Origin of the sequence: Thermosynechococcus sp. PKX95, from assembly GCF_031583295.1 — a bacterium.
In the GTDB taxonomy this organism is placed as follows: Bacteria; Cyanobacteriota; Cyanobacteriia; order Thermosynechococcales; family Thermosynechococcaceae; genus Thermosynechococcus.
In genome coordinates this window covers 1,201,532-1,214,111 of record NZ_CP134171.1, presented here as the reverse complement: position 1 = coordinate 1,214,111, position 12,580 = coordinate 1,201,532, and the positions used below count along the sequence as shown (strand labels likewise).

Genomic DNA, 12,580 nt, shown 5'->3' with positions numbered 1-12,580 from the left:
GCTGCCACGGATAAAACGGATGAGTCATCCCACGATTGAATCCATTCTTCAGGAAAACCGCCTTTTTTATCCCCCCGCTGATTTTGTGGCCAAGGCGCGGATCAATTCCCTTGAGGCCTACAATGCCCTCTACGAAAAGGCCAAAGCCGATCCCGCTGCCTTTTGGGGCGAATTGGCACAACAGGAATTAGAGTGGTTTCAACCTTGGGATCAGGTGCTGGATTGGCAGCCCCCCAATGCCAAGTGGTTTGTCAATGGCAAAATCAACATCACCTACAACTGCTTGGATCGCCACCTCAAGACTTGGCGCAAGAATAAAGCAGCCTTGATCTGGGAAGGAGAACCTGGTGATAGCCGCACCCTCACCTATGCCCAACTGCACCGCGAAGTCTGCCAATTTGCCAATGTCCTCAAGCAACTGGGGGTGAAAAAGGGCGATCGCGTCGGTATCTATATGCCGATGATTCCAGAGGCAGCCATTGCCATGTTGGCCTGTGCGCGGATCGGCGCCCCCCACTCAGTGGTCTTTGGGGGGTTTAGTGCCGAAGCTTTGCGCGATCGCCTCATTGATGCCCAAGCCAAGCTGGTGGTTACGGCTGACGGTGGCTGGCGCAAAGATGCCATTGTGCCCCTCAAGGATCAAGTGGATAAAGCCCTAGCCAATCAGGCAGTTCCCAGCGTTGAACATGTCTTGGTGGTGCAGCGCACGCAGCAGCCAGTGACCATGGTGCCCGGTCGCGATCACTGGTGGCATGATCTGCAAAAGGGGGTCAGCGCTGACTGTCCTGCCGAACCCATGGACAGCGAAGATTTACTCTTTATTCTCTACACCTCTGGCTCCACCGGCAAACCCAAAGGCGTTGTCCACACCACAGCGGGTTACAACCTCTACACCCACATCACCACTCAATGGGTCTTTGACCTCCAAGATACCGATGTCTATTGGTGTACCGCTGATGTTGGCTGGATTACGGGTCACAGCTACATTGTCTATGGGCCGCTGTCCAATGGGGCAACCACCCTCATGTATGAAGGGGCACCCCGCGCCTCCAATCCCGGTTGCTTCTGGGATGTGATTGAGAAGTATGGGGTGACTATTTTCTACACAGCTCCCACGGCTATTCGTGCCTTCATTAAAATGGGCGAACACTTGCCCCGCGCACGGAACCTCTCTTCTTTGCGCCTCTTGGGAACCGTGGGTGAACCGATTAACCCCGAAGCATGGATGTGGTACTACCGGGTCATTGGCGGTGAACGCTGCCCCATTGTCGATACATGGTGGCAGACAGAAACTGGGGGGCACATGATTACACCGCTACCGGGGGCAATTCCCATGAAACCCGGTTCTGCCACCAAGCCCTTTCCGGGGATTCTTGCCGATGTGGTGGATCGGGAAGGCAACCCCGTGGGGGTCAATGAGGGTGGGTATCTGGTCATTCGTCACCCTTGGCCAGGAATGATGCGAACCGTGTACGGAGATCCCGATCGCTTCCGCCGCACCTATTGGGAACACATTCCCCCTCGCGATGGCCAATACGTTTACTTTGCTGGCGATGGTGCCCGCAAGGATGAAGATGGCTACTTTTGGGTGATGGGACGGGTTGACGATGTGATCAATGTCTCCGGTCACCGCTTGGGCACGATGGAAATTGAATCGGCATTGGTCTCTCACCCTGCTGTTGCTGAAGCAGCCGTTGTTGGTAAACCCGACGAGGTCAAGGGAGAAGAGATTGTTGCCTTTGTGATTCTTGACGGGTCGGCTACCCCCAGCGATGCCCTCCAACAGGAATTAAAGCAGCACGTTGTCAATGAAATTGGTGCCTTGGCACGGCCGGCGGAGATTCGCTTTACCGATGCCCTGCCCAAAACGCGATCGGGCAAAATCATGCGGCGGCTCCTGCGTTCCCTTGCAGCTGGCCAAGAGGTATCTGGGGATACTTCAACATTGGAAGATCGGTCAGTGCTGGATAAGTTGCGCCAGGGGGCTTGAGAGTCTCCCCTATCAATGAGTCTATAATTGATAGGCTATGGCAAGTGGCATCCGCACAAAAACACTCGTTCTTTTAACAACGGCGGCCATTTTGGGTGGCGGTCTCTATCTCTTTGAGAAACAGTTACCGACTCCCAATAGCAATGATACAGCGGCCAAAAAACCTCTTTTTGGCTTTCAAGAAGGGGATGTGGTGGCCTTGAAAATTATTGCCCCTGATTACAGCCTCAACCTGAAAAAGTTGGCTACAGGTAACTGGGTAATTGATCGGGCAAAGCAAACCCCCGCAGAAGAGGGCACGGTTGTCTTTTTATTAAACTTATTGGCCACGGGTCAGCGCGATCGCTCTCTCGATGTACCTACTGAACGTGCCGGGGATTATGGCCTTGCTCCCCCCATGGCCACTGTGGATATCACCCTTAAAGATGGCCAGCAGCACCGTTTACACTTGGGAGACACCACCTTTGACGGCCTCAAGCTCTACGCGGAAATTGACCCGCCAGCGGAACCGCGCGAAAAAATGACGGTGACCCTCGTGCCCCTTGATCTTAAAAATGCCCTCCAGCGCCCCCTACAGGAATGGGAGCGTCAGCAAGCAGCAAACTAGAACGCTGTGACTTCTGGCACGACTCCCCAAAAGCTCGTCAGAATATAAAAGCGTAGTGAACTATCGAGTGAACATCAGCCATGGGATTCTTCGGATTCAAAAAGTTGACAATGCCTAGCCCCAGTGCCGCTCTACCCGGCCGAGCAGAACCCATGCCCGTGCCAGAGGCTCATCTTGTGAATGGTCATCCCCTCACCCCTCCCTATCCCGAAGGCATGGAGTTAGCCATGTTTGGTATGGGCTGTTTTTGGGGGGCTGAGCGCAAGTTTTGGCAGGTGCCGGGGGTCTATGTCACCGCTGTGGGCTATGCTGGCGGCTATACCCCCAATCCCACCTATGAAGAGGTGTGTACGGGCATGACAGGTCACAACGAGGTGGTGCGCGTGGTCTTTGACCCCCAGAAGGTGACCTATGAGGAATTGCTCAAGGTCTTTTGGGAAAACCATGACCCCACCCAAGGTATGCGCCAAGGCAACGATGTGGGGACGCAGTATCGCTCCGGTATTTACTACTATTCCCCTGAGCAAAAAGCCCTTGCCGAGGCCAGTCGCGATCGCTACCAAGCAGCCCTAAAAGCCGCCGGTTATGGCACGATCACCACTGAAATTCTACCAGCGCCCGAATTTTACTTTGCCGAACCCTACCACCAGCAATATCTCCATCGCAATGTCAATGGCTACTGCGGCCTTGGGGGCACAAAGGTGCCCTACGAACTGATGAGCGCTACCCCTAGCGCCTAGTGGAGATTGAGGCGATAGGGCATACGGGGACGGTAAGCATCGCTAAAGTTGGTCTGACTGACAGTGGCATTGTTTAACCGTGCCCACTGCATATTGGCTTGCTCAAAAGTGGCACCGTTGAGATTGGCGCGGCGAAAATCCCCATAGCGGACATCGGCTCCCGTTAAGTTGCTGTTGTTGAAATTGGCACGGCGGGCACGACTATGGCGCAAAATCGCACGGCTCAGGTTAGCACCACTGAGATTGGCCTGTTCTAGGTTAGTTCGTTCTAAATAAGCGGCGGTGAGGTTGGCATTACTCAGATTTGCCCCGACCAAATTGGCCACCATGAGGTTAGTATCCTGGAGGTTGGCGCCCTGAAGATTGGCGCCGCGCAAATTTGCCCCTGCTAAGTTATAGCCCCGTAAATCGACATTCCGCAGATCACAGCCGGGACAAGCATTGGTTTGCACCAGTTGCTGCATGGGGGAGGGCATGGCAAAAGCAGCACCGCTGGTAAGCGCTGCACTAATCATTGCTGTTGCGATGAATGCTTGCTGGTTCACATCCACATCCTCCTGCCACGCTAGAGAGACTTTAGCACAAGTCCTAGGAATTTAGCCGTTGGCGGCGGGAGCGCTGATGTCGTTGTTGCCAATCCTTAGCACTGCGAACGGCCAACCACAACAGGAGTAAGGCAATTAACCCGCCCTGCTTGGGTGCCCTGAGGGCAAATAAAATTAGCAGCATACACAGGATATCCTGCCCGACAATCACCCAGCGGGGTAACTTCCCCAGCCGATAAAACCAACCCACCTGCACCAATTGCAACACAAAGGCAAAAAGACCACTCAGGGTACCAATGAGCCACTGAGGTGTCTCTGTTGCTGTTGCCACGGTCATGCCAAGGAGGGCACCCACAAGGGGGCTAAAGCACAGTTGTACAAGGATAATCAGGCGGTAGCCCCAGACATTGCGGGACAGGAAGATCTCCAGAAACGACCAAGCGGCTAACACACCAACCACGCCATAGGGGGAAAAATGGCGCAGTAAAGGCACCTGTGACCACAGTTGTTCCCCCTGCAATAGACCAATCAACAGGAGGGGCAGTGCCAGTCGTAGCCCGCCGGCCGCTGCTGCTGAAAGAATCGCTAGAACTTCTAGCATGATGGCTCTATGGGTTTCAAGATATTGGGGAGGGTTTCCCACAGGCGATCGCACACCGTTTCCGGGGTATCCTCAGCCGTAATCGCCAGTTCTAAATCCGCCTGCGCATAGAGGTATTGACGCGCTTGCAGCAGTTCACTCAAGCGTTCCTCAAGGGGCTGATCCTGCAACAGGGGACGTTCCTGATCTTGGCGCAGGCGCTGACAGAGCACCGCAAGGGGGACATGAAGCCAGACCACAATGCCATGGCGCAAATAACTCCAGTTCATCGGGTTGAGGACAATGCCGCCACCGGTGGCCACGACCAAATGATGGTAACTAGAGACTTGTGCTAAGACCTGTTGTTCCAACTCCCGAAAAGCAGCCTCCCCCTCTTGGGCAAAAATTTCGCGAATGGGTCGTTGGCGAAACTCTGTAATCACCGCATCTGTATCCACAAACCCGTAGCCCAAGCGTTGCGCCAAGATGCGACCTGTGGTGGTTTTACCGGCACCCATCATCCCCACCAGATAGATATTGACTCCTCCAAGGCGTTCTTGCAGTTCCATAGATAACCATTTCTCGACACCGCCAAATCAGCACTTTAACCTAAATATGGAGGTCTTCTCACCATTTCGATGTCCCAGCCCAATCCCTACGTGACACTACAGGTGGCAGTAACGGCTACCCAAGCCGAGATTAAGGCCGCTTATCGCCGCTTAGTCAAGCAGTATCACCCCGACTACCATCCTAGCGATCGCTCCAGCCATGAGCGGATGGCCGCCATTAACGCCGCCTATGAAATCTTGGGGGATGAGCAGTGTCGGCAGGCCTATGATGCCCAGCACCGTGTCCAGCAAACAACCGCTCAGCCTGATGTGCAGCGTTCCCAAGCTGCCGATCGCGAGCTAGAGCAATGGCTGACCCTCACCTACAACCCCGTGAGTCGGATTATTGAGGCGGTCTTGCGATCGCTCCCCCGCCAGATTGATGCCCTTGCAGCTGATCCCTTTGATGATGACCTCATGGATCATTTCCTTACCTACTTGCAGGACTGTCGTCGCGCCCTCACCCGCGCCCGCTATACGTTCCAAGCCCAACCCAACCCCGCTGCTGTGGCCAAGGTGGCAGCCCACCTCTATTACTGTTTGAATCAACTGGTGGATGGTCTCGATGAGCTAGAGCAATTTAGCCACAGTTACGACGATCGCTATTTGCACACTGGGCAGGAACTCTTTCGCATTGCCCAGCGCCTCTTCGCAGAGTGTCAGCTTGTCCGCTAAACTAGAGAGAATCAGCATCCCAGCATGGCAGCAAGATTCAATCCCAGTTATGAAACATACCCTATCGGTTTTAGTGGAAGATGAGGCGGGTGTGCTCACTCGCATTGCCGGTTTATTTGCGCGGCGTGGCTTTAACATTGAGAGCTTAGCGGTAGGCCCTGCGGAGCAAATTGGCATCTCCCGCATTACGATGGTGGTGCCCGGCGACGATGCCATCATTGAGCAATTGACCAAGCAACTCTACAAGCTGATCAATGTCCTCAAGGTGCAGGATATTACCACGATTCCCTGTGTGGAACGGGAACTGATGCTCCTGAAGGTGAATGCCACCGCCAGCACCCGCTCTGAAATCTTGGAACTGGTACAAATCTTCCGTGCCAAGGTGGTGGATGTGTCCGATGATTCCCTGACCATTGAAGTCTCCGGTGACCCCGGCAAGATGGTGGCCATTGTCCAAATGCTGAATAAATTTGGGATTCGCGAAATTGCCCGCACCGGTAAAATTGCCCTTGTGCGTGAGTCGGGGGTGAATACGGAATACCTAAAGTCCTTGGAGGCACGGGTCTAATTGGCGGGGAAGTATCGCTGGTTATTACTTGCACTAGGGGCGATCGCCCTCAGTAGCTGTACCGCAACGGAGTCTCCCTCAGTAAGCAACAATGCATTACCCCTTGGAGTTGCCCTCGCTCAAACCGGTAATGCCGCTCTCTACGGCCAAGAGGCTCTACAGGGGGTGCAAGTCGCCGGGGAGTTTTTCAACCAAGCCGGCCAGATCAAGGGGCAGACCCTACGGCTGGTGATTCAGGATACCGGCAGTGATGAAGCGGGGGCAGTGAATGTTTTTCAAACCTTAATCAATCGCGATCGCGTGATTGGCATTGTTGGCCCCACCCTCTCGCAGCAGGCGTTTAGTGCCGATCCTATTGCCGAGCAGGCTGGTGTCCCCGTGGTGGCTCCTTCCAATACCGCCCGTGGCATTCCCGAAATCGGTGCCTTCATTAGTCGCGTCTCCGCAGGGGTGGATGTGGTGGCACCCACGGCAATTCAAGCAGCCCTTGAGATTAATCCCAACATTCGCCGAGTGGCGGTCTTTTTTGCCCAAGACGATGCCTTTAGTCGCTCAGAAACCGAGATTTTTCAAAAGGCCATTCGCGAGAACCCCAAGCTTGAACTGGTGACTGTCCAGCAGACCCAAACCACGGATACCAATTTCCAAGCCCAAATCAATGCCACCCTCAATCTCAAACCTGATTTAATTGTTATCTCCGGCTTAGCAGCCGACGGCGGCAATTTGATTCGCCAACTACGGGAATTGGGCTACCAAGGCCTAATTTTGGGCGGGAATGGCGTCAACACAGTCAACCTCTTCCCCGTTTGTCGTCGCCTCTGCAATGGCGTTCTGGTGGCGCAGGCCTATAATCCCGAAAACCCCGATCCCATGAATGTCAAGTTTCGCGACGCCTTTGCAGCCAAATATCGTCAAGCCCCCTCTCAATTCAGTGCTCAAGCCTTTACGGCAGTTCAAGTCTTTGCGGACTCCTTGGCACGACTGTCTCAAGAAAAGAACCTGTCGGAATTGCCCCTTGCCGATTTGCGTCAGGCCTTGAATCAAGAGATTCTCAAGGGAGTCTATGAAACCCCCCTTGGGGAAATTCGCTTTACCCCTGAAGGCGAAGTGCTGCAACGCTTCTTTTACGTTGGCCAGATTGAGATGAGTGACGATGGCCAGAGTGGGAAGTTTAGTTTGGTGAAAAAAGTTGAACACCAACCCTAACGGACTGCTAATTCGGCAGCTTCACGAGGTTTCTTACTGCGCCAAAGGAGACGAATGGGGGTGCCTCGAAATCCCAGTTGTTGGCGAATTTGCCCTTCAATGTAGCGGCGATAGTTGTCCTTGAAGAGTTTGGCATCGTTGACAAAAATCGCAAATGTTGGCGGCTGGGTGGCCACTTGGGTGGCGTAGTAGATTTTTCCTTGGCGGCCTTGGCGAGTCGCGGGGGGCGTATGCCAGCGTAGGGCTTCTTGAATCACTTCATTGACTACGGCTGTACTGACGCGGCGACGATGTTGTTCAACCGCTGCATCTACTGCTGCAAAAATTTTGTCGAGGCGTTGACCCGTATGGGCACTGACAAAGAGGGCATCTGCCCACTCCAGAAAATTCAATCGCTGATACAGGCGATCGCGATAGGTATTGATCGTATAGGTATCCTTTTCGGGAACGGCATCCCACTTGTTCACAATTAGGACACAGGCACGCCCCTGATCGGCAATATGCCCCGCCAAGCGCTGATCCTGTTCCGTAATTTCTTCGAGAGCATCCAACACCAACAGCACGACATCGGAGCGGTGAATCGCCTTAAAGGCGCGATGCACACTAAACATCTCAGGCCCGTAGGCCACATGACTCCGCTTACGAATGCCGGCGGTATCAATGAAGCGGTACTGGGTGCCATTGTGTTCAATCACGGTATCAATGGCGTCACGGGTGGTACCTGAAATCGGACTGACAATGGCGCGATCGCTCCCAATCAAGGCATTGAGCAAACTGGATTTCCCCACATTGGGACGCCCAGCAATGGCCACCTGAATTTCCGGCGCCTCGGGGAGCGTTGCCGCTGCGGGTAAGTAGGTCATCAACTGATCCAGCAATTCCCCCGTACCGCTGCCATGAATACTGGAAATGGGGTAGGGTTCCCCTAGACCCAGCGCCCAAAATTCTGCCGCCTGCGCCTGACCCATTTGAGGAGATTCGCATTTATTGACCGCCACCAAAACGGGGACAGGATGCTGCCGCAACCAAGCCGCAATCTCATAGTCTAGGGCAGTGGGTCCTGCTTGGCCATCTACCACTAAAATTGCAGCTGTTGCCTCCTGCAGAGCCAGTTCCGCCTGTTGGCGAATCAGGGGGAGAAACTCACTGTCATCGTCAAAGACGAGTCCGCCAGTATCCACCACCAAGAACTCCCGATCGCGCCAAAAGGCTGGGCGGTAGGTGCGATCGCGGGTTACACCGGGCTGATCGTGGACAATGGCATCCCGTTCCCCGGCCAAGCGATTGACAAAGGTGGACTTGCCCACATTGGGGCGTCCTACAACGGCAACAACAGGCAAAGCCATAGGCGTGTTGTTCGTAGAATCAGGCTTGAGTTTACCCCTCAACCTAGGTCTCAAATTGACTGCCGCGCTTGTACTGCTGGTAGGCAGCAAAGAACAACCCCGCCAATGTGACTGGAATTAGCCCCAGCACAATGCCGCACAGTAAAGGTTCAATCATGGTCTTACACCCCTTTTAACCATCAACTCCATTCCTCACGATACACTAATGAATGGGCGCTGTATCGGCATCTCCCTGTTGATCAGGAAAAATCATCCTCACCGCCAGCGAGAACGTCCATGTTTCGCTTTCCTCTTTTCTCTTTTATTAAGTTATTTTTGCCCACAACAGCAGTCATTGCCGCTCTGTTAACACCCCTGTATTTTAGTCAACGCTACGCCCTTCTGAAGGACTTACAACTGCAGGAGGAGTATAAACTAGAGCGCAGCCGGTTGCTCCTAAGAATGATCTTAGATGACGCGGTTGAAGATTTGAGAGCTTTGATGGCACTGCAGGTGTTGTCTAATTTAATGGAGGCTTCTGCTGGGGAAGAGGCTCACGAAAAGGCAAAGGCAGGACTGGCAGCATGGCAACACCTCAAAAAACACTATGATCAATTTTATTTTCTTGATCCAGAGGGCAGGGTGCGTTTTCAGTGGCATGCCACACCCAAAGCAACGGATGCCGCTGCGACCAAGACAATTGACCGTTACTGGCCTATCCTACAGCGATTGACCCCCAACCAGATTTTTGTTTCCCCCTTGGATTTAATAGAGGGCACCGGTTTCAGCTTGGCTCAACCTGTTTTGTATATTGGGGTACCCCTGTACCAAAAAGCAGCACCAAGGGGGGTTTTGCTGGTTCGTTACCGCGCCAGCCACCTTCTCAATCAGTTGATCAACAATTGCAATCTAGGGAACAGCAGCTGCCTCCTAGCAAATGACCAAGGCTATTGGTTCATTGCAGAAAATCATCACCAGGAATGGGGATTCTATTATCCTGAGCGACAGCAGTTTACGATCCGCAATCAATATCCGCTGCTGTGGCAACAAATGCAACGACGGCCTCGAGGCAGCCTATTAAGCGCCCAGGGGCTATTTATCTATCAAGCCTTTTTTCCCCTAAAGGCCAACTACCTTTCTGCCGATCGAGCAACCAATTCAGCTCGTGACTGGAGCAGCACCCGTTGGTGGTTGGTTTCGCGGCTCTCTGACACCCAGTTGGCGCAATACAACCGCCGCCTACATCAGGAGTTCCTTGTCCTCTTTGCTGCCCTATCCGTTTTGGTGGGTGGTGCTATCCTGATCATTGCCCGCGATCGCCAGCGCAAAGAGCAATTGCGAGAACTCCTAAAGTCAAGTGAAGCGCGCTTTCGTAGTGTCAGCAAAATGGCGCCGGTGGGCATTTTTACCCTAGATGCCGAGGGACGACCCACCTTTTTGAATCAGGCACTTCTAGACCTGTTGGGCGTCAACAGTCTGGAGGAAGCCGAACAACAGTGGATAGAACGCCTGCACCCTGAAGATCGCGATCGCGTCTTGAAGGCATGGGTCGCCTGCCAGCGAAAGAGGCTACCCCTCAACGAGCGCTTCCGGGTGGTTCAAGAAGACGGCAGCAGTCGCTGGATTAGGGCGCGGATTATTCCTCTGCAGCAAAGCCGTGGCAAAGATCGCTTTGTCGGCACTTGGGAAGACATCTCCCAAATGATCCAGCAGCAGGAATTCCTAGAGCAAGCGCGCAGGGCTGCTGAGGAAGCCAGCCGGGCCAAGAGTGAGTTTTTAGCCACCATGAGCCATGAAATTCGCACCCCAATGAATGCCATCATTGGCCTGACTGGATTACTGCTGGATACCCCCCTCAATCCCCAACAGCGGGAATTTGTCAACACCATTCGCCTCAGTGGTGACGCTCTACTCGCCATCATCAATGATATTCTCGATTTCTCTAAGATTGAGTCGGGCAAGCTGCAGTTAGAGAGCTATCCCTTCAACCTGTGTGACTGTGTCGAAGAAGTCCTCGACCTTTTGGCCAGTCGAGCCAGCGATCGCCAGGTGGAACTAGCTGCCCATATTGAGCCAGGGATTCCCTATGAGGTCATTGGTGATATGGGGCGACTGCGGCAGGTCTTGGTGAATCTCATGGGCAATGCCATCAAATTTACCCAAGGTGGCAATGTGACCCTCTACCTTAAGGGCATGCCTGCACCAATGAGCCAGTATGAGTTTATGCCCTCCTATTACTCCTACTGGTTTGCCATTCAGGATACGGGCATCGGCATTTCGCCAAGGGGCATGGCTCGCCTCTTTCAGCCTTTTATGCAAGTGGATGCCTCAACCACTCGCCACTACGGCGGCACAGGTTTGGGCCTTGTCATTTGTCAACGCCTTGTGGAGCATATGGGGGGGCAAATTTGGGTAGAAAGTAAAACGGCCACAGATCCTTTGGCCATTGGCGGCACACCCCCAGCCAACTATGACTCGATCCCAATTGAAGAAAGTGGCTCTATTTTTTACTTTACTGTCAAATTTCTCGTCAATCCGCGGGCCATTTCCAAAGAGAGCAGGGGGGTCGGCCATCTTGAAAATCGGCGCGTGCTCATTGTGGATGACAATGCTACTAACCGGCAAATTCTCGCCCTACAAACCAAAAACTGGAAAATGCACCCCCTTGTGGCTGAGAGTGGCCCCAAGGCCCTTGTGCTGCTTCAACAACAAGCCCTGCCGGATGTGGCCATTTTAGATCTGCAAATGCCGGAGATGGATGGCATTTCCCTTGCTCGTAAAATTCGCGCCACCTACACGCAATTGCCCTTGGTTCTGCTAACCTCCCTAGGCAATACACTGCCAGAGTCGGAAACTGCTTTATTCTCTGCCCTGATCAGCAAGCCGGTCAAACAGTCCACCCTGTACAATGTCCTTAACCATTTATTTGACAAAAAGCCGACAACGGTATCGCCTAAGCCAGCGGCTGCCCTATCCTTTGAAGACTTAAAAGCCGGTCTGCCGCCGCTGCGGATTCTCATTGCCGAGGATAACAAAGTCAATCAAATGGTGGCACTGCGCATCTTAGAAAAATTGGGCTATCGCGGTGATATTGCTGCCAATGGTTTGGAGGTGCTGGATGCGGTGCAACGGCAGCCCTATGATGTGATTTTGATGGATATGCAGATGCCGGAGATGGATGGGATAACGGCTACCCGTGAGGTGATTAATCTGTTTCAACAGCTGAACCAACCCCGTCCGCGAATTATTGCCATGACCGCCAATGCCATGGAGAGCGATCGCCAGCTTTGCTTAGATGCAGGTATGGATGACTATGTGAGCAAGCCCATTAACCTTGAAGACTTGGTGCGTGCCCTCCGTCAGTGCCATCCCCTCCAGACCCCAACAACTTAACATTTAGCGATAGACTAAAGGAGATAGATTAACTGGTTCTTGATTCCAGCTAGGAATAAATAATTATCTATGGTTACCCCTGAACAACTAACCACCTTAATTCAATCCAGCTTGCCCGATGCCTTTGTTCAAGTGCAAGATTTGACCGGGGGTGGCGATCATTACGAAGCTGTAGTGGTCTCTGCTGCCTTTGAGGGTAAGCGACTGGTGCAGCAGCACCAATTGGTCTATAGCAGCCTTAAGGATCTCATGGCTAGCAATGAACTCCACGCCCTTGCCCTCAAGACCTATACCCCCCAGCAATGGGCACAACGCCAGTGATTTAGAATGCAATCTATTGCTG

The 12,580-nt window shown here is 53.3% G+C and carries 13 protein-coding genes; 8 read left to right on the top strand and 5 right to left on the bottom strand.

Going from position 1 to position 12,580, the window contains the following annotated elements; translation table 11 throughout:
* Positions 1-19 precede the first annotated feature (19 nt).
* The 3 genes from acs to msrA all read left to right on the top strand — a co-directional run bounded on the left by acs (position 20) and on the right by msrA (position 3,337).
* On the top strand, positions 20-1,990 hold the full coding sequence (acs, locus tag RHH81_RS05720; RefSeq protein ID WP_310438401.1) for an acetate--CoA ligase: 1,971 nt from the start codon (positions 20-22) through the stop codon (positions 1,988-1,990).
* A 37-nt stretch (positions 1,991-2,027) separates the two neighbouring features.
* Positions 2,028-2,597: a DUF4340 domain-containing protein gene (locus RHH81_RS05715; protein WP_302679076.1), complete on the top strand. Its 570-nt coding sequence runs from the start codon at positions 2,028-2,030 to the stop codon at positions 2,595-2,597.
* An 80-nt stretch (positions 2,598-2,677) separates the two neighbouring features.
* Positions 2,678-3,337: a peptide-methionine (S)-S-oxide reductase MsrA gene (gene msrA / locus RHH81_RS05710; RefSeq protein WP_149817567.1), complete on the top strand. Its 660-nt coding sequence runs from the start codon at positions 2,678-2,680 to the stop codon at positions 3,335-3,337.
* On the opposite strand, the gene RHH81_RS05705 is transcribed toward msrA, so the two are convergent.
* The 3 genes from RHH81_RS05705 to RHH81_RS05695 all read right to left on the bottom strand — a co-directional run bounded on the left by RHH81_RS05705 (position 3,334) and on the right by RHH81_RS05695 (position 5,031).
* Positions 3,334-3,852 (bottom strand): pentapeptide repeat-containing protein, encoded by a 519-nt coding sequence (locus tag RHH81_RS05705; protein ID WP_206201450.1) that lies wholly within the window; start codon positions 3,850-3,852, stop codon positions 3,334-3,336. The two genes, msrA and RHH81_RS05705, sit on opposite strands and share 4 nt — an antisense overlap.
* Before the next feature lie 73 nt (positions 3,853-3,925).
* Positions 3,926-4,483 (bottom strand): DUF4126 domain-containing protein, encoded by a 558-nt coding sequence (locus RHH81_RS05700; RefSeq protein WP_149817571.1) that lies wholly within the window; start codon positions 4,481-4,483, stop codon positions 3,926-3,928.
* Entirely contained in the window at positions 4,477-5,031 is a 555-nt protein-coding gene (locus RHH81_RS05695) for a shikimate kinase (protein WP_286626312.1), read from the bottom strand. The genes RHH81_RS05700 and RHH81_RS05695 overlap by 7 nt, the downstream gene beginning before the upstream one ends.
* A gap of 69 nt (positions 5,032-5,100) precedes the next feature.
* Here RHH81_RS05695 and RHH81_RS05690 point away from each other — a divergent pair, with 69 nt between their 5' ends.
* Genes RHH81_RS05690 through RHH81_RS05680 form a run of 3 tightly spaced genes read left to right on the top strand, consistent with a single transcriptional unit; the run spans position 5,101 to position 7,519 of the window.
* Entirely contained in the window at positions 5,101-5,745 is a 645-nt protein-coding gene (locus tag RHH81_RS05690; RefSeq protein ID WP_206201448.1) for a J domain-containing protein, read from the top strand.
* A 49-nt stretch (positions 5,746-5,794) separates the two neighbouring features.
* A complete protein-coding gene (ilvN, locus tag RHH81_RS05685) occupies positions 5,795-6,313 on the top strand; it encodes an acetolactate synthase small subunit (RefSeq protein ID WP_149817577.1) in 519 nt (172 codons plus the stop codon).
* Positions 6,314-7,519 carry an ABC transporter substrate-binding protein gene (locus RHH81_RS05680; protein ID WP_310743503.1) on the top strand — a complete coding sequence of 402 codons (1,206 nt, stop codon included), beginning with the start codon at positions 6,314-6,316 and terminating at the stop codon, positions 7,517-7,519.
* On the opposite strand, the gene der is transcribed toward RHH81_RS05680, so the two are convergent.
* Together der and petG are read right to left on the bottom strand one after the other, a co-directional pair.
* The gene (der, locus tag RHH81_RS05675; protein ID WP_206201446.1) at positions 7,516-8,865 is read right to left on the bottom strand and encodes a ribosome biogenesis GTPase Der; all 1,350 of its coding nucleotides are present in this window, start codon (positions 8,863-8,865) and stop codon (positions 7,516-7,518) included. The genes RHH81_RS05680 and der overlap by 4 nt on opposite strands.
* 43 nt (positions 8,866-8,908) lie before the next feature.
* Positions 8,909-9,022 carry a cytochrome b6-f complex subunit V gene (gene petG, locus RHH81_RS05670; protein WP_149817584.1) on the bottom strand — a complete coding sequence of 38 codons (114 nt, stop codon included), beginning with the start codon at positions 9,020-9,022 and terminating at the stop codon, positions 8,909-8,911.
* A gap of 158 nt (positions 9,023-9,180) precedes the next feature.
* Between petG and RHH81_RS05665 the strand changes: the two genes are divergently transcribed.
* On the top strand, positions 9,181-12,237 hold the full coding sequence (locus RHH81_RS05665) for a response regulator (protein WP_310744319.1): 3,057 nt from the start codon (positions 9,181-9,183) through the stop codon (positions 12,235-12,237).
* Positions 12,238-12,306: 69 nt separating this feature from the next.
* Positions 12,307-12,558 carry a BolA family protein gene (locus tag RHH81_RS05660; RefSeq protein ID WP_149817589.1) on the top strand — a complete coding sequence of 84 codons (252 nt, stop codon included), beginning with the start codon at positions 12,307-12,309 and terminating at the stop codon, positions 12,556-12,558.
* Positions 12,559-12,580 lie beyond the last annotated feature (22 nt).

Bases quoted from the DNA above. Each gene is read 5' to 3' on its own strand.
- acs (WP_310438401.1), top strand. From the start codon at position 20: ATGAGTCATCCCACGATTGAATCCATTCTTCAGGAAAACCGCCTTTTT.
- RHH81_RS05700 (WP_149817571.1), bottom strand. From the start codon at position 4,483: ATGCTAGAAGTTCTAGCGATTCTTTCAGCAGCAGCGGCCGGCGGGCTA.
- RHH81_RS05690 (WP_206201448.1), top strand. From the start codon at position 5,101: ATGTCCCAGCCCAATCCCTACGTGACACTACAGGTGGCAGTAACGGCT.
- msrA (WP_149817567.1), top strand. From the start codon at position 2,678: ATGGGATTCTTCGGATTCAAAAAGTTGACAATGCCTAGCCCCAGTGCC.
- RHH81_RS05695 (WP_286626312.1), bottom strand. From the start codon at position 5,031: ATGGAACTGCAAGAACGCCTTGGAGGAGTCAATATCTATCTGGTGGGG.
- RHH81_RS05705 (WP_206201450.1), bottom strand. From the start codon at position 3,852: ATGATTAGTGCAGCGCTTACCAGCGGTGCTGCTTTTGCCATGCCCTCC.
- petG (WP_149817584.1), bottom strand. From the start codon at position 9,022: ATGATTGAACCTTTACTGTGCGGCATTGTGCTGGGGCTAATTCCAGTC.
- ilvN (WP_149817577.1), top strand. From the start codon at position 5,795: ATGAAACATACCCTATCGGTTTTAGTGGAAGATGAGGCGGGTGTGCTC.
- RHH81_RS05715 (WP_302679076.1), top strand. From the start codon at position 2,028: ATGGCAAGTGGCATCCGCACAAAAACACTCGTTCTTTTAACAACGGCG.
- RHH81_RS05660 (WP_149817589.1), top strand. From the start codon at position 12,307: ATGGTTACCCCTGAACAACTAACCACCTTAATTCAATCCAGCTTGCCC.
- der (WP_206201446.1), bottom strand. From the start codon at position 8,865: ATGGCTTTGCCTGTTGTTGCCGTTGTAGGACGCCCCAATGTGGGCAAG.